The following is a 24,990-nucleotide window of genomic DNA, read 5'->3' as shown; positions in this document are numbered from 1 at the left end:
TTGTGAGGACCCCGAACATGACGAACACGTCCACCGAGAAGCTGGTCGAGGCGCTGCGGAAGTCCCTCAAGAAAACCGACCGGCTGCGCGAGCAGAACCGGCAGCTCACCGCCGCCGCCGGAGAGCCGCTGGCCATCGTCGGGATGAGCTGCCGCTTCCCGGGCGGGGTCGGCTCTCCGGAGGAGCTGTGGGACCTGGTCGCCCGCGGCGGCGACGCGATCACCGAGTTCCCCACCGACCGCGGCTGGGACCTCGACTGGCTCTACGACCCGGACTCCGAGCGCGAGGGCACGTCGTACACGCGGCACGGCGGCTTCCTCTACGAGGCGCCGGACTTTGACGCGGAGCTGTTCGGGATCTCGCCGCGCGAGGCGCTGGCGATGGACCCGCAGCAGCGGCTGCTGCTGGAGAGCACGTGGGAGGTGTTCGAGCGGGCCGGCATCGACGCGGCGTCCGTGCGCGGCAGCCGCACCGCCGTCTTCGTCGGCGGCCTGCGCCAGGATTACGGCCCGCTGCTGTACGTGCCTGTCGAGGGCGTCGTCGGGCACCGGCTGACGGGCGTCGCGGCGAGCGTGTTCTCCGGGAGGCTGTCGTACGCCTTCGGGCTCGAGGGCCCGTCCGCGACGATCGACACGGCCTGCTCGTCCTCGCTGGTGGCGCTGCATCTGGCCGGGCAGGCGTTGCGGCAGGGCGAGTGCTCGCTGGCGGTGGTCGGCGGCGTGAATCTGATGTGCACGCCGGGGACGTTCACCGAGTTCGCCCGGCAGGGCGGTCTCGCCCCGGACGGGCGGTGCAAGTCCTTCTCCTCCACGGCCGACGGCACCGGCTGGGCCGAGGGCGTCGGCATGCTGCTCGTGGAGCGGCTGTCCGACGCCCGCCGCAACGGCCGCCGGATCCTTGCCGTGGTGCGCGGCTCGGCGGTGAACCAGGACGGCGCGTCGAACGGCCTCACCGCCCCCAACGGCCGCTCGCAGGAGCGAGTGATCCAGGCGGCGCTGGCCGGCGCGGGCCTCTCGGCCGGTGAGGTCGACGCGGTCGAGGCGCACGGCACCGGCACCAAGCTGGGCGACCCGATCGAGGCGCAGGCCTTGATCAACACGTACGGCAAGGAGCACGAGCCGGAGCGGCCGCTGTGGCTGGGCTCGCTGAAGTCCAACATCGGCCACAGCCAGGCGGTCGCCGGCGTCGCGGGCATCATCAAGATGGTCATGGCGATGCACCACGGCGTGCTGCCGCGCACCCTGCACGTGGAAGAGCCCACCCCGCATGTGGACTGGAGCGCCGGCACCGTACGCCTGCTGACCGAGGAACGTGAATGGGCGGAGGACGGGCACCCGCGGCGCGCCGGTATTACGTCGTTCGGGGTCAGCGGCACCAACGCGCATGTGGTCATCGAGCAGCCCGCGGCCGAGGCCTGGGCCGGAGCCGAGGACGGGCGGCCGGGCGCCGCGCGGGCCCTGGCCGACCTCGTACCGCTGCCGCTCTCCGCCAAGTCTCCTGATGCGCTGACCGACTTGTCCGCGCGGCTGCGCGACCACCTGTCCGCCCGGCCCGAGCTCGATCCCGTGGATGTCGCCTACTCGGCGGCGACGGGGCGGACCGCGCTGGAGCACCGTGCGGTGCTGCTGGCGTCGGATCGGGACGAGCTGCTGGCCGGGCTCGACGCGCTCGCGGACGGGCGCTCGTCCGCCCGGCTGGTGCAGGGGGCGCAGGCTGATGGGGGGACGGCGTTCCTCTTCGCGGGGCAGGGCAGCCAGCGGGTGGGGATGGGGCGGGAGTTGTACGGGCGGTTCCCGGCGTTCGCGGCGGCGCTGGACGAGGCGTGCGGGCACTTCGATGCGCTGCTGGAGCGCCCGCTGCGTGAGGTGATCTTCGCGGAGGAGGGCTCAGCTGAGGCGGAGTTGTTGCACGAGACCGGGTTCACGCAGCCGGCCTTGTTCGCTGTCGAGGTGGCGCTGTTCCGGCTGTTGGAGAGTCTGGGCGTGCATCCGGATTACGTGGCGGGGCACTCGATCGGCGAGGTCGCGGCGGCGCATGTGGCGGGGGTGCTGTCGCTGGCGGATGCCTGCGTGCTGGTGGCGGCTCGTGGGCGGTTGATGCAGGCGCTGCCTTCCGGTGGCGCGATGGCCGCGGTGCAGGCGAGCGAGGAGGAAGTACGCGACAGCCTGGCCGGATACGGCGATCGGGTTTCCATCGCCGCGCTCAACGGGCCTTCGTCGGTGGTGGTTTCCGGGGACGCCGACGCGGTGGCCGAGATCGCTGCCGGGTGGCAGGAGCGCGGTCGTCGCGCCAAGCAGCTGCGGGTCAGCCACGCTTTCCACTCCGCGCACATGGACCCGATGCTGGACGACTTCCGGGCCGTCGTACGGGACCTCGACTTCCACCCGCCGCAGATCCCGGTCGTATCGAACCTCACCGGCGGGACGGCATCCGCGGACGAGATCTGCGCACCGGAGTACTGGGTGCGGCACGTCCGCGAAGCGGTCCGGTTCTGCGACGGCGTCCGGCATCTGCAGGCCGCGGATGTGACCACCTTCCTGGAGATCGGCCCGGACGGCACCCTCACCGGCATGGCCCGCGACTGCCTCGCCGACACCGCCACCGAGGACGACGCCGACCTCATCCCCGTACTGCGTCGCGACCGTGCCGAGGCGCACATCTTCACCACGGCCCTGGGCAGGCTGCACGTACGCGGCGCAGGTCCGGACTGGGCGGCGGTCTTCGCCGGCAGCGGCGCCCGGGCCGTCGACCTGCCCACCTATCCCTTCCAGCACCGGCGTTACTGGATGGACGCCACCGTGGAGGGGACCGGCGCGACCACCGCCCCCGCCCTCGGCCTGACGCCCGCCGGGCATCCGCTGCTCGGCGCAGCCGTGTCGCTCGCGGACGCCGACAGCCTGGTCCTCACCGGCCGGCTGTCGGTCGACGCGCACCCCTGGCTGGCCGATCACGCGGTGCTCGGCAGGGTCGTGTTCCCCGGTACGGGCCTGGTGGAGCTGGCCGTCCACGCCGGTGACCAGGCCGGCTGCGGCGTACTCGACGAACTCACCCTGGAGGCCCCGCTGACGCTGCCCGAGCGCGGCAGCGTGCAGGTCCAGGTCGTCGTCAGCGTCCCTGACGACGCAGGGCGCCGCCCGGTCGGCATCCACTCCCGGCCAGAGGACACCCGGGACGACGCCGACGCCGACGCTCCGTGGACCCGGCACGCGACGGGCGTGCTGGCCGCGGTGGAGCCCGCGGACGTGGCGGACGAGATGTCGGCGGAGATGGCCGTGTGGCCGCCGCCGGACGCCGAGGAGGTGCCGGCGGACCAGCTGTACGAGCGGATGGCGGAGCTCGGCCTGGACTACGGTCCTGCGTTCCAGGGCACGCGCGGCGTGTGGCGGCGGGGCGACGCGGTCTTCACCGAGGTGGCGCTGGCCGAGGAGCAACTGGGCGACGCCGGTGCGTACTGCGTCCACCCCGCACTCCTCGACGCCGCGGGCCATGGCTTGGTGTTGGGCGACGCGTCCGGCGGCGGAAGCCCCCGGCTCCCCTTCGTCTGGAGCGGCGTCGGCGTCCAGGCGACCGGGGCCTCTGTGCTGCGGGTGCGCATGACTCCCGCAGGCCCGAACGCAACCTCGGTGCTGGCCACCGACCCCACCGGCCAACCCGTCATCACCATCCGGTCCGTGGCCTCGCGACCGATCTCCGTCGAGCAACTCGGCGCCGCCACCCGCGAGACGGGCGGCACGACGCTGTACGCGCTGGACTGGACGGCGCTCCCCGCCGCCGCACCCCCGGACCCGGCCCTACGATGCGCGGTCCTGAGGGCGGACGACGGGCAGGCGGCCGGCCTCGCAGCCGCCCTCGCCGCGGCGGACGCGGTCCCGTACCGGGGCCTGGATGCCTTCGGCGCGGCGGGCGGCGCGGACCTGGCGGACACGGTGGTGGTGCCGTTCGTCCCGGACGCCACCGTCGTACGGGACGGTGCCGGAGCCGGGAGCGACGCGGCGGATGCCGCGCGGGCCGCCGCGCATCGCGCGCTGGAACTCGTGCAGGCCTGGCTGGCCGACGAACGCTTCGGGGCGGCCGTGCTGGCGGTCGTCACCCGTGGCGCGGTCGCCGCCGGCCCCGACGAGGACGTGGATCTGGCGCACGCCCCGCTGTGGGGCCTGGTGCGATCGGCGCAGACCGAGAACCCGGGCCGGATCGTGCTGATCGACCTCGACCTCGAAGACGAAGACGAAGCAACCGCTGTGGCGCTGCTGCCCCAGGCGCTGGCGGCCCGGGAGCCGCAGGTGGCCGTACGGGCCGGGGCCCTCCTCGTGCCCCGGCTGGCCAGGGCGGCCATGGCCGGTGACGCCGTACCTGCCGACGGGCCGGGGCGCTGGGACGCGGGCGGCACGGTGCTGATCACCGGGGCCACCGGCGCGCTGGGCGGCCTGTTCGCCCGCCACCTGGTACGCGAACACGGCGTCCGCCACCTGCTGCTGACCAGCCGCCGCGGAGCGGCCGCCGCGGGCAGCGCCGAGCTGGCGGCCGAACTCACCGCGCTCGGCGCCGACGTCGAGCTGGCCGCCTGCGATGTGGCCGACCCCGACGCGCTGCGCCGGCTCCTGGACGGCATACCCGCCGACCGCCCGCTGACCGGCGTCGTGCACGCGGCCGGCGTCCTGGACGACGGCGTCATCGGCGCCCAAACGCCCGAGCGGATCGACGGCGTCTTCCGCCCCAAGGCGGACGCCGCCCTGAACCTGCACGAGCTGACCCGCGACCTGGACCTGTCCGCGTTCGTGCTGTTCTCCTCGGCCGCCGGCACCATCGGCAGCGCGGGCCAGGCCAACTACGCCGCGGCCAACACCTTCCTCGACGCCCTGGCCCACCACCGACGCGCGCACGGCCTGACCGCCACCTCACTGGCCTGGGGCCCCTGGGGCGAGGGCGGGATGGCCGCCGAGCTGAGCGACGCCGACCGGGCCCGGCTGGCCCGCGCCGGTACGACGCCGCTCACGCCGGAGCAGGGACTCGGCCTGTTCGACGCCGCCCTGGCCCTCGACGCGACCGTGGCCGTACCCATCGGCCTGGACACCGCGGTGCTGCGCGCTCAAGGAAGCGCTCTGCCGGTCGTGTTCCGCGGCCTGGTCCGCACCGCTCCCACCCGTCGCGTCGCCGAAGCCGGCGGCGCGGCCGGGGGCGCCGACCTCCCGCGGCGGCTGGCCGGCATGTCCGCGGAGGAGCGCGAAGAGGCCGTGGTCGGCCTCGTACACGCCACCGTCGCGGAGACCCTCGACTACCAGAACGCCGACTCGATGGACCCCCGCCGCGGCTTCAAGGACCTCGGCCTCGACTCTTTGACCGCCGTCGAGCTGCGCAACCGGCTGGAGAAGACCACCGGCCTGCGGCTGCCCGCCACGCTCGTATTCGACTATCCCAACCCGGCGGCTCTCGCGCGGCACTTGATCGATGAGCTGGTCGACACCGCGGCCCCGGCTCCCGTCGCGGCGCCCGCGGAGCCGACCGCGCTCGACGACGACCCCATCGCCATCGTCGGCATGAGCTGCCGCCTCCCCGGCGGCGTACAAACCCCCGAGGACCTCTGGGAGCTCGTCGCCTCCGGATCCGACGCCATCTCCCCCCTCCCCACCGACCGCGGCTGGGACCTCGACGCGCTCTACGACCCCGACCCGGACCGGCCCGGCACCTCGTACGTACGCGACGGCGGATTCCTCTACGACGCGGGTGACTTCGACGCGGAGTTCTTCGGCATCAGCCCGAAGGAGGCGCTGGCGATGGACCCGCAGCAGCGGCTGCTGCTGGAGACGTCGTGGGAGGCGTTCGAGCGCGCCGGGATCGCCCCGGCGACGGTGCGCGGCAGCAGGACCGGCGTGTTCGCCGGCGTCATGTACCACGAGTACGCCTACCGGCTGCCGAAGATGCCGGCGGAGCTGGAGGGATATCTCGGCACCGGCAACACCGGCAGTGTGGACTCCGGCCGTATCGCGTACACCTTCGGCCTGGAGGGCCCGGCGGTCACGGTGGACACGGCCTGCTCCTCGTCCCTGGTGGCGCTGCACCTGGCGTGCCAGTCGCTGCGCCTCGGGGAGTCTTCGCTCGCGCTCGCCGGTGGCGTGACGGTGCTGTCGGCGCCGGTGTCGTTCGTCGAGTTCAGCCGGCAGCGGGCGCTCGCCCCCGACGGCCGGTCCAAGTCCTTCTCGGCGGCCGCCAACGGCACCGGCTGGTCCGAGGGCATCGGCATGCTCCTGCTGGAGCGGCTGTCCGACGCCCGGCGCAACGGCCACGAAGTGCTCGCCGTGGTACGCGGCACAGCCGTGAACCAGGACGGCGCCTCCAACGGCCTCACCGCCCCCAACGGACCCGCACAGCAGCGCGTGATCAAGGCCGCGCTGTCCGCGGCCGGCCTCGACCCGGCCCAGGTGGACGCGGTCGAGGCGCACGGCACCGGCACCAGGCTCGGCGACCCGATCGAGGCGCAGGCGCTGATGACGGCGTACGGCCAGGACCGGCCGGACGACCGGCCGCTCTGGCTCGGCTCGGTCAAGTCCAACATCGGCCACACGCAGGCCGCCGCCGGGGCAGCCGGAGTCATCAAGATGGTCATGGCGATGCGGAACGGCGTGCTCCCGCGCACCCTGCACGTGGACGAGCCCTCGCCGCACATCGACTGGAGCGCGGGCAGCGTCTCGCTGCTGACCGAGCAGCGGGCCTGGCCCGGCGGCGAAGAGCCGCGCCGGGCCGGGGTGTCCTCCTTCGGGATCAGCGGGACCAATGCGCATGTGGTCATCGAGCAGCCTCCTGCGGCGGACGAAACGGAGGCCGCCGCGCCCGCCACGACGGCGCCGGTTCCGGTGCCGGTCTCGGGGCGTGGTGCCGGAGGCCTGCGGGGGCAGGCGGGGCGGCTGCGGTCGTACGTGGAGTCGGCTCCTGGTGAGGTGTCGGTGGCGGACGTCGGCTACTCCTCGGCGGTGACGCGGGCGCAGTTCGACCATCGTGCGGTGGTCGTTGCCGCCGACCGTGGGTCGTTGACGGCGCGCCTGGCCGCGCTGGAGTCCGGCGGCGCGGATTCCGGGGTCGTACGGGGCGTGGCGGGCCCGCGGGACCGTGCGGTGTTCGTCTTCCCGGGTCAGGGCTCACAGTGGGCGGGCATGGCGCTGGAGCTGGCCGAGTCCGCTCCCGTCTTCCGGGAGCGGCTGGCGGAGTGTGCCGTAGCGCTGGAGCCGTTTGTGGACTGGTCGCTGCTGGAGGTGCTGGGCGACGCAGAAGCCCTGGAGCGGGTGGACGTCATCCAGCCCGCGCTGTGGGCGGTGATGGTGTCGCTGGCGGCGCTGTGGCAGGCCCACGGCGTGCATCCGGCGGCGGTGGTCGGCCACTCGCAGGGCGAGATCGCCGCGGCATGTGTCGCGGGCGGCCTGTCGCTGGAGGACGGCGCCCGGGTCGTCGCGCTGCGCAGCCGGGTCGCCCGCGGGATCTCCCAGCAGAGCGGCCTGACGTCGCTCGCCCTCCCCCAGGCGGGCGTCGAGCAGCTTCTGACCCGCTGGGACGGGCGCCTGTCCGTAGCGGCGGTCAACGGGCCCTCCGCCACCGTCGTGGCCGGAGACACCGCCGCGCTGGACGAGCTGATGGACCTCTGCCGCGAGCGGGACATCCGGGCGCGGCGGGTGACGGCGGCGTACGCCTCCCACTCCGCGTACGTGGAGCCGCTCAAGGACACGCTCGCCGAGCTCTTCGCGCCGGTGCGGCCCCTATCGGGTGCGGTGCCGTTCTTCTCGACGGTGACCGGGGAGCAGCTCGACACCGCGTCCCTGGACGCCGGTTACTGGTACCGCAACTTGCGGCACCCGGTGCGGTTCGAGCCGGTGATCCGCTCCCTGCTCGCGCAGGGGCATCAGGCGTTCATCGAGATGACCCCGCACCCGATCCTGACGGTGCCGGTGGAGGAGACGGTGGAGGACGCCCGCGCCGACGCGGTCGTCGTGGGCAGCCTGCAGCGCGACGAAGGCGGCCTGGAGCGCTTTTACGCCTCGCTGGGCGAGGCCTGGGTCAGCGGCGTGCCGGTGGACTGGGCGAGCGGCTACGCCGACCCGCCCGCACGCCGCGTCGACCTGCCGACGTATGCCTTCCAGCGTCGCCGCTACTGGCTGGACGAGCCTGACACCGGCCAGGACGCCGCACCATCCGGCACCGACGCCGTGGAGACCCGCTTCTGGGAGGCCGTCGAGCGGGAGGACCTCGAAGCGCTCACCGGCACCCTCCAGACCCAGGAGGCCGATGCCCTGGGGGCGATCCTGCCCGCCCTGTCCTCCTGGCGCCGCGGTCGGCGGCAGCAGTCCGCGGTCGACTCGTGGCGCTATCAAGTGACTTGGCGGCCCGTACGGGAACCTGAGCACCCCGCCATCACCGGCACCTGGCTCCTCGTCACACCCGCCGTCGACACCGGCGCACCGGACGACGACCTGGCCGGTGCGTGCGAGAGCGCGCTCGCCCGCATAGGGGCGCGTACTATCCGTGTCGCCGTGGACCCGGGCGCCGACCGCGCCGCCGTCACCGCAGCCATCACCGCCGCCCTCGCGAGCGACGGCGACGGCGACGGCGACGGCGCCTCGCCCGCCGGGGTGCTCTCACTCCTCGGGCTGGACGAGACCCCGCTGCCCGGCCGCCCGTCCCTGTCCACCGGCACCGCCGGCACCCTCGCCCTGCTCCAAGCCCTCGCCGATACGGCATGGGACACCCGCCTCTGGCTCCTCACCCGAGGCGCGGTAGCCACCGGCGGCGGCGACCGGCTGACCAGTCCCGTACAGGCCCAACTCTGGGCCCTGGGCCGTACCGCCGCGCTGGAGCACCCGCTGCTGTGGGGCGGCCTGGCCGACCTCCCGGCCGCCCCCGGGGAACGGGCGCTCACCAGGTTGGCGCGCCTGCTCGCGGACCCCGGGGACGAGGACCAGCTCGCCGTCCGCGCCTCCGGCGCCTTCGCCCGCCGCTTGGCGCGGTTGTCTCCCGGCGACCGCACCGACCGCGGCGCATGGCGCCCCAGGGGTACGGTCCTGGTCACCGGCGGCACCGAGGGCGCCGGGGCGCATGCGGCACGCTGGCTCGCCCGCAGCGGCGCCGAGCACCTGGTGCTCACCCACGAGGCCGGAACGCCGCCCCCGGACGCCGGTCTCACAGCCGAGTTGACCGGCCTCGGCACCGCCCGGGTCACGGTCGAGGCATGCGACACCACCGACCGGCAGGCACTCGCCGAGGTGCTCGACCGAGCCGCCGCCGACATCCCGTTGACCGCCGTCGTCTTCACCGCCGCCGCAACCGCGCCCGCCGCCCTGGCCGATACGGGCCCTGACGCGCTCGCGGACGCGCTCGACCAGGTGGCCGGCGCCGGTCACCTGCACGCGCTGCTGGACGGCGTCCCCCTCGACGCCTTTGTGCTCTTCTCCTCCGTCGCCGGAGTGTGGGGCAGCGGCGGCCAGAGCGGCATCGGCGTGGCCAATGCCGGCCTCGACGCGCTCGCCGAACAGCGCGCCGGGCAGGGCCAGAAGGCCACCTCGCTCGCCTGGGGCCTGTGGGGCGACGCCGACGCCGCCGACGACCCCGAGGCTGAACAGGCCCGCCGCGACGGGCTGCGCCGCCGGGGCGTGTCCGAGATGGCCCCGGAGGCAGCCGTCCTCGCCATCCCCGCGGCCGTCGGCGCGGGCGAGGCCACCACGGTCGTCGCCGACATCGACTGGGAGCGCTTCGCGACGGCGTTCACCGCCGTCAGGCCCAGCCCGCTCATCGGCGACCTCCCGGAGGTCCGCAGGGCGCTGGCCTCCGATGACCCGGCCCAAGCGGCGGACGCCGGCACCGGCGCCCTGGCCCAGCAGCTCGCCGGCCTCGCCGACGCGGACCAGGACCGCGTGCTGCTCGACGCCGTACGCACCGCGATCGCCGAGGTGCTCGGCCACTCCGACCCCACGGAGGTCGAGCCGCACCGAGCCCTCAAGGACGTCGGCTTCGACTCTCTGGCCGCGGTCACCCTCCGCAACCGCCTCGGCGCCGTCGCCGGGCTGCGCCTCCCCGTCACCCTCGTCTTCGACCACCCGACCCCCGCCGCCATAGCCGCGTACCTGCGGGGCGAACTCGGCACCGGGGCCAAGGCACCGCTCGACGAGGAGCTGGACCGGCTGCAGGCCGCGCTCTCCTCCGCGACCGGGGACGAGGACGTACGGGAACGGGTCGCCGCCCGCCTCACCGGATTCCTCTCCCAGCTCGGCGCGTTCGACGGCAACGGCGACAGCACGCGGCCGTCCGGGCTCACCGATCAGCTCGAGACCGCCACCGACGACGACATCTTCGACTTCATCGACAGCGAGCTGGGACAGGACAGCAGTGAGGACAGCCATGTCTGACGAGCAGCGGCTCCGCAGCTACCTCAAGCGTGTGACGGTGGAGATGAGCGAGGCCCGTCGCCGCCTGGAGGAGGTGGAGGAACGGGCCCGCGAGCCGATCGCCATCGTCGGGATGAGCGGCCGGTTCCCCGGCGGGCTGCGGTCGCCGGAGGAGCTGTGGCGGTTCCTGGCGGAAGGCGGCGACGCGATCTCGCCCTTCCCCGCCGACCGGGGCTGGGACCTGGACGGGCTGTACGACCCCGACCCGGACCGGCCCGGCACCTCGTACGTCCGCCACGGCGGATTCCTCTACGACGCGGGCGACTTCGACGCGGAGTTCTTCGGCATCAGCCCGCGCGAGGCCGCGGCCATGGACCCGCAGCAGCGGCTGTTCCTGGAGACGGTGTGGGAGGCCTTCGAACGGGCCGGCCTCGACCCGCTCGCCCTGCGCGGCAGCAGGACCGGCGTCTTCGCGGGCTGCAGCGCGGAGGACTACAGCACGATCCTCGCCGCCGCCCCGCCCGAGGAGGTCGAGGCCCACCGGCTGACCGGCACCTTCCGCAGCGTCCTCTCCGGCCGGGTGTCGTACCTCTTCGGCTTCGAGGGCCCCGCGCTGACCGTGGACACGGCCTGCTCATCGTCGCTGGTGGCGCTGCACCTGGCGCGCCAGTCGCTGTTACGGGACGAGTGCTCGCTCGCGGTCGTCGGCGGCGTGAACGTCATGGCCACGCCCACCGGCTTCGTGGACTTCAGCCGCCAGCGGGGACTCGCTCCGGACGGCCGGGTCAAGGCGTTCTCCGCGGCGGCGGACGGCACCGCCTGGTCCGAGGTGGTCTGCGCGATTCTCGTAGAACGCCTCTCGGAGGCGCGGCGCAACGGCCACGACGTGCTGGCGGTCGTACGCGGCTCGGCGGTGAACCAGGACGGCGCCTCCAACGGCCTCACCGCCCCCAACGGCGCGGCGCAGCAGCGGATGATCCGCGCCGCGCTCGCCGACGCGCGGCTCGCGCCGTCCCAGGTGGACGTGGTCGAGGCGCACGGGACCGGCACCACCCTGGGCGACCCGATCGAGGCGCAGGCGCTGCTGGCGACGTACGGCCAGGACCGGCCGTCCGACCAGCCGCTGTGGCTTGGCTCGGTGAAGTCCAACATCGGGCATTCGGGCGCTGCTGCCGGCGTCGCCGGGGTCATCAAGACGGTGCTGGCGATGCGGAACGGCATGCTGCCGCGCACCCTGCACGCGGACGAGCCCTCACCGCATGTGGACTGGTCGTCCGGGGCGGTGTCGCTGCTTACGGAACCGGTGGAGTGGAGCCGGGACGGGGACCGGCCGCGGCGGGCCGGGGTCTCGGCGTTCGGCGTCAGTGGAACAAACGCGCACGTCCTCGTCGAGGAGTCTCCGCTCACCGAGGCAGACGAGGATGCCGGGCCGGGCGTGGTGCGCAAGGAGGCCGGGCCATGCGTGGTACCCGCGGTCTCCCCCTCCGGGGGTGTGCCGGTGGTGGTGTCGGGGCGGGGCGCGGCGGGTCTGCGGGGGCAGGCGGGGCGGTTGCGGACGTACGTGGAGTCCGCTCCCGGCGACGTGTCGGCGGCGGACGTGGGCTTCTCCTCGGCGGTGTTCCGGTCGCAGTTCGAGCACCGCGCGGCGGTGGTCGCCGCCGACCGGGCGTCGCTGACGGCGGGACTTGCCGCGGCGGAGGCCGGGGAGCCCGCACCGGGAATGGTGCAGGGCGTCGCGCGCGACCGGGATCGTGCGGTGTTCGTCTTCCCCGGCCAGGGATCGCAGTGGGCCGGGATGGCGCTGGAGCTGGTGGCGTCCTCACCCGTATTCCGTGAGCGGCTGACCGAGTGTGCGGCGGCGCTGGAGCCGTTCGTGGACTGGTCGCTGCTGGAGGTGTTGGGCGACGAGGCGGCGCTTCAGCGGGTTGATGTGGTGCAGCCGGCATTGTGGGCCGTGATGGTGTCGCTGGCCGCACTGTGGCGGGCCCACGGCGTTCATCCTGCGGCGGTGGTGGGCCACTCCCAAGGCGAGATCGCGGCCGCGTGCGTGGCGGGCGGGCTGTCGCTGGAGGACGGGGCGCGGGTGGTGGCATACCGGAGTCAGGCGGTGCTGGCGCTGTCCGGGCAGGGCGGCATGGTGTCCATCGCTGCCTCGCGGGCGGACGTTAATGAGCTGCTGGCCCGCTGGGAGGACCGTATCTCGGTGGCGGCGGTCAACGGCTCGGCGGCCACGGTGGTGGCCGGTGACGCCGACGCCCTCGACGAGATGATGGACGTCTGCCGGGAGCAGGAGATCCGCGCCCGTCGCATCCCAGTCGACTACGCCTCGCACTCCACCCACGTGGAGCGGATCAAGGACCAGATAGCCGAGCTCCTGGCCCCCGTACGGCCCATATCTGGTGAGGTGCCCTTCTTCTCCACGGTCACCGGGGAGCAGCTCGACACTGCCTCCCTGGACGCCGATTACTGGTACCGCAACCTGCGCCGGACGGTCCGCTTCGAGACGGTGGTCCGCTCCCTTCTCGCGCAAGGTCACCAGGCGTTCATCGAGATGACCCCGCACCCGATCCTGACCACCCCGGTTGAGGAGACCGCCGAGGACACGAGCACCGACGCGCTCGTCGTCGGCAGCCTGCACCGCAACGACGGCGGCCTGGAGCGCTTCTACGCCTCCTTGGCGGAAGCCTGGGTCAACGGTGTGCCGGTGGACTGGGCCGCCGTCTACGCCGACACCCCCGTCCGCCGCGTCGACCTGCCCACCTACGCCTTCCAGCGTCGCCGCTATTGGATGGAGGCACCCGCCGCATTCCACGCCGCAGGTCCGGTCGGCGCCGACTCCTGGCGCTATCGCATCGCTTGGCGCCCGCTCAAGGAACCGGATCGCCCCGCACTCACCGGCACCTGGCTCGTCGTCGCACCCGCTCACCCCACCGCCACCGCCGAGCGCATCACGGCCTTGACCCGCGCCCTGGAACGCAATGGCGCCCGGGTGGCCGTGGTCGAGAGCGACCCCGGCGCGAACAGCCGGGAGCAGCTCGCAGGACTCCTGGCCGCGGCTGCCACCGCCGAGTCACCGGCCGGCGCCGAGCCACCAACGGGCGTCCTCTCCCTGCTCGCCTGGAACGACGACGCGCCCACCCCCAGCCACGCCGCCTCGGCCACCCTGCTGCTGCTCCAGGCACTCGCCGACGCAGGCATCGAGTCCCCGCTGTGGGCCGTCACCCAGGGCGCCGTACGCGTGGACGACGCCGACACGGTCGACCACCCGGACCAAGCCGCGGTCTGGGGCCTGGGCCAGGGCGCGGCGCTCGAATTCCCGCTCGCCTGGGGAGGCCTGGTCGACCTGCCCGCCACGGTGGACGACCGCGTTGCGGCCCGGCTCGCGGGTGTCCTGGCCGGGCTCGACGGCGAGGACCAGGTCGCGATCCGCTCCTCCGGCGTGTTCGCCCGCCGCCTGGTGCGCTCTCCCCACGGCGCCGCGGCCGCCGGCCCCGACCGGCGGTTCTCCGGCACGGTTCTCGTCACCGGCGGTACGGGCCCGATGGCCGCCCACGTCGCCCGCTGGCTGGCCGGCAGCGGCGCCGGACACCTGCTGCTGACCAGCGCGGCCGCGTACGACCCTGACCGCACGGTCGAGCTGGAGGCCGAACTCGCCGCCCTCGGCGCCAAGGTGACCTTCGCCGACTGCGACGCCGCCGACCGCGACGCGCTGGCCCGCGTACTCGCGGCCGTACCGGCGGACCGGCCGCTCACCGCCGTCGTGCACACCGACGGGCTGCTGGAGGAAGGACCGCTGGAGGCCTTCGTCCCCGAGGCACTCGAAGCCATGCTCCGGGCCAAGGCCCAGGCCGCGTGGAACCTGCACGAGCTGACCCGCGACCTGGACCTCTCCGCCTTCGTCCTGTTCTCGTCGGTCTTCGCCACCCTCGGTGGCACCGTCGGCCTGGCCGGCTGGGCGGCCGCCAACGCCGCCCTCGACGCCCTCGCCGAACACCGCCGGGCCCGCGGGCTACCGGCCACCGCCGTCGCCTGGGGCGCCTGGGCCGACACCGAGGTACGCGGCGCGGAGCAGGCGGAGTTCGAGCAGGCGCGGCAGGAGCGGCTGGCGCGCCGCGGGCTGCCGTCGCTGCCGCCCGATCAGGCCGTCGCCGCACTCCAGCAGGCGCTGGACCGGGACGAGGCCGTGCCCGTACTGGCCGACGTGCGCTGGGAGACACTGCTCGGGGTGCTCGGCCGGGACCGGCCGCGCCCGCTGCTGGCCGAGCTCCCGGACGTCCAGCGGATCCGCCAGGCCGCCGGCACCGCCGATGGCGGACAGGCAGCACCGGGGCAGGGGTTGCCGCAGCTCTCCGGGCTGTCCGGAGCCGAGCAGCACCGGCTGCTGCTCGACCTGATCCGTACGCACATCGCCGGTGTGCTCGGCCACGCGGACCCGGCGGAGGTGACGATCGACCGGGCGTTCCTGGAGATCGGCTTCGACTCGCTGACCACCATCCAGCTCCGCAACCGGATCAACGCCGCTGCCGGGCTGCGGCTGACGGGCCGCGCGGTCCTCGAGGCCCGTACGCCCGAGGGGCTCGCCCGTCACGTACGGGAGGAGCTGGGTGCCGTGGAGGACGACGGCGCCGCCGGGGCGGAGGCCGCCGGCGGACAAGAGGGGCTGCTCAGCGACCTGTTCCTCCGGGCCGGCGACCGCGCCGACGCCCCCGGCGGGGGCGACACCCCCAGCCTCCTCGACGTACTCGACCTCCTGGACGCGGCCGCCCGCCTGCGACCCGCGTTCGACACCCCGCAGCCCGGCGAGCTGCCGCAGCCGGTCGGCCTTGCAGCGGGCACCGCCTCGCCCGCCCTCATCTGCTTCCCCTCGGTGCTCGCCACCTCTGGTCCACACCAATACGCCCGCTTCTCCGCTGAGTTCACCGGCGAACGCGACGTAACGGCGCTGTCCCTGCCGGGCTACACCCCCGGCGAGCGCCTCCCCGCGACATTGGACGCGCTGGCCGAGGCGGCGGCGTCCGCCGTACTCGAACGGGCCGGAGCAGCACCGTTCGTGCTCACCGGCTACTCCTCCGGAGCACTCCTGGCCCACGCGGTCGCCCGCCACCTCGAACGCTCCGGCACCTTCCCAGACGCGCTCGTGCTCCTCGACGCGTACCGGCTCGACTCCAGAAACCGCTCGACCCTCGGCCCCGCCCTCCTGACCGGCATGGCGGACCGCGTCGGCGACCTCATCCCGGTCGACGACACCAGACTCACCGCGATGGCCGGCTACCTGCGGCTGCTCGACAGCTGGGAGCCCACCGCACTCCAGACCCCCGTCCTCCTGGCCCGCGCCAGCGACCCCGTGCCCGGCTGGCCGGCGGACCACGCCTGGCGGTCCTCCTGGAGCCGGCCCCACACCGCGCTCGACATCGCCGGAAACCACTTCTCCGTCATCGAGGAGAACGCCCGGCTGACCGCCCGGTCGGTCCAGGGCTGGCTCGACTCCGTCACCAAGCCGAAGGCACGAAGGGAGCAGCCCGTATGACAGGCAAAACGCAGGTGCTGATCGTGGGCGGCGGGCCCTGCGGGCTGGCCGCGGCCTGCACGCTGCTGCGGATGGGCGTGGGCGTACGGGTGCTGGAGGCCGCCGCGGAGCCGAGCACCGGGTCCCGCGCGATCCTGCTGTGGCCGCCGACGCTGGAGAGCCTGCGCGCGGTCGGGGTGCTGGACCAGGTCGAGGAGCTGGGCTTCCGCTGCAAGGCCATCAACTACCACCTGCCGGAAGGCCCGATCATCCGGGTCGTGCTGGACAAGGTCAACCAGCCGCTGATCCTCCAGCAGGACAGAACCAACCGGCTGCTGGAGCAGGAGCTCGAGCGGCTCGGCGGCCGCGTCGAGCGGTCCATGCGGGTCACCGATATCGGCACCGCCGCCGAGGACCGCGTCACGGCCGAGGTCAAGGGACCCGACGGGACCGAGCTGATCGAGGCCGAGTGGCTCATCGGGGCGGACGGTGTCGGCAGTACGGTCCGCGAGCGGCTCGGCGTCGAGTTCCCCGGGACGTACATCCCGAGCACCTCGCTGCTCACCGAGGGGCGGGTGCACGGCGGCGGCCTGGACCGCGGCGAGATGCACTATCTCTACAGCGCCGGCAGCTCCCTGGTCTTCGTGCCGCTGCCGGGCGGCGCCGTGCGGCTGTCGTCGCGCATCGAGGCCGACACGCCGCTGACGCCCGAGACCGTCCAGCGGCTGCTCGACGCGCACGACCTCGGGCTGAGCATGTCGGACCTGGAGGCCGTGACCTCGTTCACGAGCCAGGAGCGGATCGCGGCGCGGTACCGCAAGGGGCGGGTCTTCCTCGTCGGCGACGCCGCGCACACCCACCTGCCGCTCGGCGGGCAGGGCCTCAACCTCGGCCTTCAGGACGTACGCAACCTGGTGTGGAAACTCGCCGGGGTCGTCCAGGGCCGGCTGGACGAGGCCGTCCTCGACACGTACGACATCGAGCGGCGGCACGTGGCCGAGGAGACCCTCAAGCTCACCGCCCAGCTGGGGGCGAGGTTCATGAAATGCACCGGCACCGGGGCGGGGAACCTGCTCGCCTCGGCCACCAGCCGGGCACGCAATGCGTGGTGGGCCGCCCTGCAGCGGTCCGGCGTGCTGCGCCGCTTCTACGCGCCGGTGCTGGCCGGCTGGCGGGTCAGCTACCCGGACGCGCTGTTCGGGAGGCCCGCCGCGCCCGAGCGCAGCCGCCGGGAGCTGCGCCCCCGTCGGCTGCCGGGGCCCGGGGCCCGTACGCCGCACTGGGTCGCCGAGCCCGGGCGGGACGAGGCCGCCGCCCGCTTCCGGCTGCTGACCACGGGCGGTGAACTGGCCAGCCACGCCGCCGAGGTGGCCGCCCGCCGGCCGGACCTGGTGGTGCACGAGCGGGTGTCGCTTCCCCGCCGCGGCCCGGGCTTCCTGCTGCTGCGCCCGGACGGCTTCGTCGCGGCCAGCGGGCAGGAGGCCGGCGACATGGCCCACGCCGAGCGGCTTCTGGGGCGCCTGGCGGCGTGAGTCAAGACCGGTGGCCGTCGCGTCAGGGGCCCGCGGCGGCCACCATCTCCACCGGCATCTCCAGCATCACCGCGTGCTTGTTGCTGGGCGCATAGCCGACCGGCCCGGTGACCCGTATCGCCGCCACCCGGTCGAGCAGCTCCTCCAGCAGCACCCGCAGCTCAAGACGGCCCACCTCATCGCCCAGGCAGTAGTGCGTGCCCGCCCCGAAGGTCAGGTGCGGGTTCGGATCCCGGCGTACGTCGAACTCCTCCGGCGCGGCGAACACCGCCTCGTCCCGGTTGGCCGCGGGCCACCACAGGGTGACCTTGTCGCCGGCGCGGATCAGCTTGCCGCGCAGCTCGATGTCGCGGGTCGCGGTGCGCCGGTTGTACGGGTTGGGCGGCGCCCAGCGCAGCATCTCCTCCACCGCGCCCGGCACCAGCGTCCGGTCCGTACGCAGCGCATGCCACTGGTCCGGGCGCTCGGCCAGCGCCAGAAGGCCGCCCGCGGCGGTGTTCCTGGGCTGCTCGCTGCCGGTGAGCAGGAGCAGCCCGAGGTTCGCCGACCGTTCCAGCGGGGTTATTGGGCTCATCCCGGGGATCTCGCCGACCGCCACCACCGACGCCAAGTCCTCGGCCGGCGAGGCGGTCTTGGCCGCCAGCAGCCCGTCGACGTAGCCCTGCATAGCGGCAAGCGTGGCCTGCGAGCGCTCCGTGGGGTGGCCGGCTCTGCGGTCCGTGAAGCCGACCACGTCGTGCGCCCAGGCGACGAGGCGGTCCCAGTCCCGCCGGGGCGCGCCCAGCAGCAGCGCCATCGCGCGGACCGCGAACTGTTCGGTCACGTCCGTAACGAAGTCGCAGGCGCCCCGGGCGACCGCCTTGTCGATCACCTCGGCCGCGCAGGTCCGCAGCTCACCCTCCAGGGACGCTGCCACCCCGGCGGAGACGGCGGGCCCCAGCAGCTGCTTGATCAGCTCGTGCCGCGGGTTGTCCATCATGGGCAGCAGCACGCCCGCGACCTGGCCGAGCGGCAGGTCCGCCAGGTGCGAGCCGCCGCCCTTGCGGCCGCCGCCGCCCTGTGCCGAGAAGGCCGGGTCCGCGGCCGCGGCGGCGATGTCGCCGTGACGGGTGAGCACCCAGAACCCCTCGCCGTCGGGCATCCGCCCCGGCGGGTGGAAGAGCACGGGGGCCTCCCGGCGCAGCCGGGCGAGCACGTCGTACGGCACGCCGGCGGCGTACCGGGCCTGGTCTGTCAGGTCGAAGCCGCCGAGGACGGCGGGGAGATCGTGGGTCATCGGGATCCTCCTCGCGCGTCGTCAGCGGCTGTGCAGGAACTCCATCCCGTCGCCGGTCAGCAGCGCGCGGCTGGTACCGGCGAAGTCGGGCTCGGGCTGCGGGTCGAGGCGCCGCCACAGCTCCGCGAGCCGGTGCCGGGCCTCGGTGCAGACGATGTCGGCCAGCTGCTGTACGTCGGTGCCCTGGCCGGCGAGGTGGCTGGTGCGGGAGAGGACGGCGCACATCGTGAACAGTTCGGTGGCGACCCGGCTGATCTGGATGATCAGGTTCTCCTTGGCGAACAGGTCCGCGGGGTCCGGGTGCCGGCGTACGAGGTCCCAGCAGGTCTCCGCGAACCGCCGCACCTGCCGGGCCGCCTCCTGCAGATGGGCGCGGTTGGCGGTGGTGAGGTGGGCGCCGCCCATGGCGTCGGCGTCGAAGCCGAGGTCCGCCTCCAGTGAGTCGGCCTGGCCGTTGTACAGGCGGTTCAGCAGGAGGTGGGCGGTCTCGTTGTCGATCTGGAAGTCGACGTTGGCGACGATGCGGAGGCCGCGGGCGTCGCGGAAGGCCCGCTCCAGCGGGATCGGATCCGCGCCCCTGCGGCGCTTGCTGTGTTCGGTCTCGAAGCCCTCGCCGCCCATCAGGCTCATCGTCCGGTCGAGGGTGCGCCAGGCGTGCGTCGTGGTGATGTTCTTGGTGACGAGCTGCTCGAACCAGCGGTGCATGGGCTGGTCCCCCAGCAGGCACCACTGCACGACGGTCTCCAGGGCGAACACCTCGGCCATCGAGGTGGCGAGGATCCGCTGGATCTCGTCGTAGTCGCCCAGGTCGCGGCCGTCGATCCGGCGCCGCCGCGCGAAGTCCCGGGACCAGGCCAGGCAGTTGCGGGCAAGTGCGGTGGCCGGGCCGCCGACGCTCAGCACCCGGCCGACGAGCGCGACCGCGCCCACCAGGGGCGCCAGCTCCGGCTCCTCGACGGCCTTGAGCACGCGCTCCTTCGGCACGCGGATGTTGTCGAAGCGCAGCGCCGCGTTCGGCAGGCCCTTGCTGCCGAGGAATTGGATGGGGTGTACGACGCCGAAGCCGGGGTCGCTGGTCTCCACGAATGCGGCGGCGACGCTGCGTTCCCCGTTCTCCACCAGCGTCGCGGAGACGACGATCAGGTCGGTGATGGGCCCGTTGGCGGTGAACAGCTTCCGGCCGTTGATCACGTACCCGTCGCCGTCCTCGTCGGGGGTGACGGTCAGGCTGACGAACCGGTTGTTCTGGCCGCCCGGGTCGGTGTCGCCGAAGGCGCAGATGATGCCGTCCTTGACGCGCTCGCGCACGTACTCGCGCAGCGGCCCGCGCAGCACCGGCAGCAGCGCCTGCGCGCCCGCCGTGTTGCTCAGCCCGACCACCTGCGCGGCCGGCACCGACCGGCTCGCCACCTGCTCGATGAAGCGGAATACGGTGTAGTACGGCAGCTCGCGGCCGCCGACGTCCGCGGCCGCCAGCAGCTTGTGGTAGCCGCGCTCCTTGTACGCCTCGACCAGGTCGAGGGGGAACTCGCCGGTGCGGTCCAGCTCCCCGGCGTCGAGACTGCTCTCCAGGAAGGCGCGCACCTCCGCCACCAGGGCGTCGCCCACCCGCCGTTCTTCGGGGTCCTGTTCCGGGAACGGGTGCAGCAGGTCCCAGCGTAATTGTCCGGATTCCAGGCTGGTAAGAAAGTTCGGCGTCTCGGTCTTGAGGGAGTTGTCAATGTAACCGGTCTTCATGTCTATCCGGTGTACAAAATACCCCCCTTATTTCCAACCCCAGTTCACCCCCTACGGCACCGCAGTCCAGCGGGATTCTTCCGCGGGTAAAGCGAATTCCCGCATCATCGACGCCATGGCATTCCAAGAAGCAGCCTCGCCGCCGCCGAGCAGCACCCGCTGGTGGACCCTCGCCCTCGTCACCCTGGCGACGTCCATGCTCATGCTGGACCTGTCCGTCGTGAACGTGGCGCTGCCCAGCATCCGCGGGGACCTGGACGTGGCGAGCCTCTCCGACCTGCAGTGGGTCCTCGACGCGTACGCGCTGACCCTCGGCGTGTTCCTGCTCACCGGCGGCTCGCTGGCCGACCGCTTCGGCCGTAAGCGGATCTTCCTGGCCGGCTTCGGCGTCTTCTCGGTCTCGTCCCTGGTGTGCGGGGTGGCCTGGGACATGCTCAGCCTCAACCTGGCGCGCGGCGTGCAGGGCTTCGGCGCCGCGGTGCTGTTCGCGGTCGGTCCCGCGCTGATCGCGCAGGAGTTCCGCGGCAAGGAACGGGCCACGGCGCTCGGCGTCTTCGCCGGCGGCTACGGTGTGGCCATCGCCGCCGCGCCCCTGGTCGGCGGCGCGCTCACCCAGGGGGTGAGCTGGCGGTGGGTGTTCCTCCTCAACGTTCCGCTGGGCATCTTCGCCATCGTCACCGGCGCCTGGAAGATCCGCGACACGGGCGAGCGGCGCAACCACGGCGACGACTGGCTCGGCCTGATCAGCTTCTCGCTGTCCATGACCGCCCTGGTGTACGCGATTCTGCGCGGCAACGCGGAGGGCTGGACCAGCGGCCTGATCCTCGGCCTGTTCGCCGTGGCGGCCGTGCTGATGACCGCCTTCATCGCGATCGAACAGGCCCGCGGCGAGCGGGCGATGCTCGACCTGTCGCTGTTCCGTAACCGCAGCTTCAACGGCCTCGCCGCCGTGTCCGTGATCCTCATGGGCGCCGCCCTGGCCGCGATCTTCCTGGAGACCGCCTTCCTCCAGAACGAGCTGCACCACTCACCGCTGGAGACGGGCGTACGAATGCTGCCGCTGACGGCCGTGCTGATGCTGATGGGCGGCGTGGTCGGAGGCCTCACAGCGCGGGTGTCGCCGCGCTATCTGCTCGGCTTCGGGTCCGTCGCGGTCGCGGCGGGCATCGTGACCGTCCCGCTGATGCTGGACGACGGCAGCTCGTGGACGGCGCTGCTGCTGTCGTTCCTGCTGCTGGGGATCGGACTGGGCATCTTCAACCCGACCCGCGCGGCCATGGCCATCAATCTCGTGGAGCCGCGCAAGGCGGGCATGTCCAACGGGGCCAGCGAGACATTCCAGCAGATTGGCGTGGCGCTGGGCATCGCCATCTTTGGCGCTCTCTACGAGGCCCGGCTGACCAGCCACTTCGTCGATTCCGGCGTCGGGCGTGAACTGGGCGCCACCGCGCAGCACCTGGGCGAACCGCTCGCGGCGGGCGGCTCGCAGGTGGCCGCCGATGCGGTGCCGGGCGACGTGGCCGCGCGCGCCGTCGAGGCAGCGCACTCCGCGGCGGTGTCGGGTCTGACGGAGACATTCGCCATCGGGGCGGGCGTGATGGTGGTGGCCGCCGTGATCGGGTTCGCCTTTGTCAGCGGCAAGGACATGCATGAGAGCAGCGTGGTCGAGGCGGAGGGGCCGGCGCCCGTCCAGCCCGACGACGAGGCCGCCGAGACCGCGCTGCGGTGAGAGCGACGGTCAGGCCCTTCCGTCCGACAGGGCCAGGTCCGGGTGCAGGACCCGGGTCAGATCCGACCGCCGTGCGATCCGCAACTTGCGGTAGACGCGGGTGAGATGCTGCTCGACCGTGCTGACCGTCACGCACAGCTTCGCCCCGATCTGGCGGTTGCTGTATCCGCTGGCCGCCAGCACGGCGACCCGGTACTCGGCGTCGCTGAGCTGCGCCGGCCAGCTGCCGTCCGGCTCCTGGGGACCGCGGCCGGCCGGCTCGATGTGGGCCACGCCGGCCACCCCTCCGTCCGCCTCGGGCGGCAGCGTCCGCCCCGCCTCCGCGGCGCCACACTGGTGGGCGAGCTGGTGCGCGCTGCGCAGCAGCGTCCGCGCCTGGCCGTGCTCGCCCAGCGACCGGTGGGCCAGGCCGAGATCCGTCAGCGTGTGCGCCAGCTCAAGGCGGTCGTACGAGCCGGACAGCGCCGCCACGGCCTGCCGCAGCAACTCGACCCTGCGGCCGGGATCGCCCGCCGCGGCCAGCACGCGCAGGGTGACGGCACGCTCCCGCGTGTGCTCGGGCCGCAGCCTCCCGAACTGCTCCGCGGCCAGCCGGTGCGCCCATCGGCTCTCGCCGAGCCGCAGCAGGCTCTGCGCCGCGTCCGTCCGCCAGGGCAGCAGGGCGGGGACGTCCATGTGCCAGCGCTCCATGAGCGACCCGACCGTACGGAAGTCCGCGACCGCCGCGTGGAATCGCCCGGCCGCATGGTGCTGCCGCCCCCGCGCCTGCAGGTACAGCAGCCCCGGCGGGGTCCGTAGCAGAGCATCCGGCACCGGCGTCAGCAGCACCTCGGCCGCGTCCGCGGGTCTGTTCATGGCCCGGGTGGCGTTGAGCAGCGTGCTCAGCGGCAGGCCGACGACCACGCCCCAGCTGCGGGGCGGCAGCACCGAGAGGGCCGTACGCGCATGGGCCTCGGCCGACCGCAGGTCGCCGCGCCGCAGCGCGATCTCCGCGCGCAGCGCTTCGAACAGCGCGTGCCACGTCGGGGCGCGTCGCTTCCTGGCCGCCGCCAGCAGGGCGTCGCAGAACGGCTCGGCTACGGTGGGCCGGCCCGCCCAGATGAGGGTGAGGAGTGCGGCGGCTATCGGCGCCACGGTGCGCTCGTTGAGCCGGTGCCGGCGCAGGGCCTGCTGGGCTTGGGCGGCCTGCTCAGCCGGGGTCGCCGTGCCGGTCCCGGTGAGATCGGCCAGCAGGGCGCGGAATGGCTCGCCGAGCCGCGTCGAGGTCTCCAGCCAAGTCGGCTGCCGGTCGGGCTGCGGGTCGGGCTGCCGGTCGGGCTGCCGGTCGGGCTGCCGCAGCGCATCCCGCGCGGCCTCCACGTCACCGAACCACAGCAGCCAGCCGGCCAGTGCCAGCACGTCGGTACGGGCGAGCCGCCCGGCCCGGGCCGCCTCCGTCAGCTCCGGTACGTATCGCAGCACCAGCGCGGGTTCGCGCCGCCCCTCAGCCCGCATCAGCAGCGCCGTGGTCGCGGCGTGCTCCGCCCTGTCCGCGGGGCGCCGACCACTGATCCGCTGCCGGGCCGCCCGCAGGCAGGCCAGCGCACGCTCCACGTCATCGGCGGCGAGGGCGTGTTCAGCCGCCTCGTGCAGGATCGGCACGGCGCCGGGCACGTCCGCCGTCTCACTGTCCACCAGCTGGCGGGCGATCGCTGCGGCCGGGGCACCCGCCTCGTACAGCAGCCGCGCCGCCCGCGCCCGCAGGGCGGTGCGCTCGGGCGCGGGCAGACCGGCGAGCACCGCGGGCCCGGCCGCCGGATGCCGGAACGCACGCCCCGAGAGCACCCCGGCGGCATTCAGAACGTCGATCGCCCGCCGGGCCGTGCCCTCCTCAAGACCGGCCAACTCCCCCAGCAGCGCGGGGCTCACGGTCTCGCCCAACACGGCGAGACCGCGGGCCGCCACCGGCACCGCCGGATCGCAGCGATAGAGGCACCGCTGCAGTGCCTCGCCGAACGCCGTCCCGGCGCCAGGGGGTTGCGCCGTCCCGGCACCGCCCGAGCCGAGGAAGTCGGCGACCAGCCCCTGCAGCAGCACCGGATTGCCACCGGTGAGCTCGTGGTACTGCAGCGCGAGCCGCTCCAAGTGCTGCTGCGCCAGCAGCTCCCGTACGCCTTGTGGCGACAGCTGCGCCAGCTCCAGGACATGCGTCCGCGGCTCCTGGTGCAGCCCGGCGGCCACCCGCGGCACGGTCGGGGCCGCGTGCGCGGACTCCGCGAGCACGATCAGCACACGGCTTCGGCGCAGCTTGCGTACGAACGCCGACAGGCACTCCAGCGAGCCCACATCGGCATCCTGCGCGTCATCGATGCTGATGAGCAGCGGACCGGGTGCCTGCTCCGCCACGTCCAGCAGCGCCTGGGACAAGCCGTTCAGCGCGTACGCGGTGACCCGGTCGTCGACCCCGCGCTCCGTACCGAACGCGGCCCTCTCCGCGCCCTCCTCCAGCAGCCGCGCAACGTGCTCCGCCCTGCCCGGCGGGAGCTCGGCGCCGCGCAGGAGCTGCCCCAGGACCCCGAGCGGTACGGCCCGCTCCGCCCGCGCGGCAGCGGCGCTCAGCCGGCCCGCCCCGGACGCCCTCGCCTCCTCGGCGAAGGTGCGCAGCAACTCGCTCTTCCCACTCCCCACGGGCCCGCTGACCAGGACGACCCGGCCACCACCCGACTCCCCCGCCTCCCGGAACAGCCGATGGAGGCGCGCAAGCTGCTCGGCTCTCTCCAGCAACATCCTGCGACCATAGAGAGGTGGGCTAGTAGCGCACTTGGACGTCGGTGGCATGGCAGCGGCCGCCGCTGCCAAGCCGCTGCCGG

7 protein-coding genes are annotated in these 24,990 nt (G+C 73.8%); 4 read left to right on the top strand and 3 right to left on the bottom strand.

All coding sequences use genetic code 11. The features are described 5' to 3' along the window. The first annotated feature begins 2 nt into the window (after window positions 1-2). Genes ACNNMR_RS42430 through ACNNMR_RS42420 form a run of 3 tightly spaced genes read left to right on the top strand, consistent with a single transcriptional unit; the run spans window position 3 to window position 17,399 of the window. Window positions 3-10,382 (top strand): type I polyketide synthase, encoded by a 10,380-nt coding sequence (locus ACNNMR_RS42430; RefSeq protein WP_420000098.1) that lies wholly within the window; start codon window positions 3-5, stop codon window positions 10,380-10,382. Further along, on the top strand, window positions 10,363-15,888 hold the full coding sequence (locus ACNNMR_RS42425; protein WP_420000097.1) for a beta-ketoacyl synthase N-terminal-like domain-containing protein: 5,526 nt from the start codon (window positions 10,363-10,365) through the stop codon (window positions 15,886-15,888). Before ACNNMR_RS42430 ends, ACNNMR_RS42425 begins: the two co-directional genes overlap by 20 nt. After that, window positions 15,885-17,399: an FAD-dependent monooxygenase gene (locus ACNNMR_RS42420; protein ID WP_420000096.1), complete on the top strand. Its 1,515-nt coding sequence runs from the start codon at window positions 15,885-15,887 to the stop codon at window positions 17,397-17,399. Before ACNNMR_RS42425 ends, ACNNMR_RS42420 begins: the two co-directional genes overlap by 4 nt. Before the next feature lie 22 nt (window positions 17,400-17,421). Here the strand turns inward: ACNNMR_RS42420 and ACNNMR_RS42415 are convergent, their stop codons facing one another. After that, window positions 17,422-18,675 carry a cytochrome P450 gene (locus ACNNMR_RS42415; RefSeq protein WP_420000095.1) on the bottom strand — a complete coding sequence of 418 codons (1,254 nt, stop codon included), beginning with the start codon at window positions 18,673-18,675 and terminating at the stop codon, window positions 17,422-17,424. A gap of 21 nt (window positions 18,676-18,696) precedes the next feature. After that, entirely contained in the window at window positions 18,697-20,412 is a 1,716-nt protein-coding gene (locus tag ACNNMR_RS42410) for an acyl-CoA dehydrogenase family protein (protein ID WP_420000094.1), read from the bottom strand. Between the two features lie 115 nt (window positions 20,413-20,527). Here ACNNMR_RS42410 and ACNNMR_RS42405 point away from each other — a divergent pair, with 115 nt between their 5' ends. After that, on the top strand, window positions 20,528-22,141 hold the full coding sequence (locus ACNNMR_RS42405; protein WP_420000093.1) for an MFS transporter: 1,614 nt from the start codon (window positions 20,528-20,530) through the stop codon (window positions 22,139-22,141). A 9-nt stretch (window positions 22,142-22,150) separates the two neighbouring features. Here the strand turns inward: ACNNMR_RS42405 and ACNNMR_RS42400 are convergent, their stop codons facing one another. Continuing rightward, window positions 22,151-24,907 (bottom strand): AAA family ATPase, encoded by a 2,757-nt coding sequence (locus tag ACNNMR_RS42400; protein WP_420000092.1) that lies wholly within the window; start codon window positions 24,905-24,907, stop codon window positions 22,151-22,153. Window positions 24,908-24,990: the final 83 nt, after the last annotated feature.

It is taken from the genome of Streptomyces boninensis, from assembly GCF_048572725.1.
In the GTDB taxonomy this organism is placed as follows: domain Bacteria; phylum Actinomycetota; class Actinomycetes; order Streptomycetales; family Streptomycetaceae; genus Streptomyces; species Streptomyces boninensis.
The sequence above is the reverse complement of the archived record's forward strand: the minus strand, read 5'-3'. Positions and strand labels throughout refer to the sequence as shown.

What these genes read in the sequence shown, in the direction of transcription:
- ACNNMR_RS42410 (WP_420000094.1), bottom strand. Translation starts at nt 20,412, where the DNA reads ATGAAGACCGGTTACATTGACAACTCCCTCAAGACCGAGACGCCGAAC.
- ACNNMR_RS42420 (WP_420000096.1), top strand. Translation starts at nt 15,885, where the DNA reads ATGACAGGCAAAACGCAGGTGCTGATCGTGGGCGGCGGGCCCTGCGGG.
- ACNNMR_RS42400 (WP_420000092.1), bottom strand. Translation starts at nt 24,907, where the DNA reads ATGTTGCTGGAGAGAGCCGAGCAGCTTGCGCGCCTCCATCGGCTGTTC.
- ACNNMR_RS42405 (WP_420000093.1), top strand. Translation starts at nt 20,528, where the DNA reads ATGGCATTCCAAGAAGCAGCCTCGCCGCCGCCGAGCAGCACCCGCTGG.
- ACNNMR_RS42415 (WP_420000095.1), bottom strand. Translation starts at nt 18,675, where the DNA reads ATGACCCACGATCTCCCCGCCGTCCTCGGCGGCTTCGACCTGACAGAC.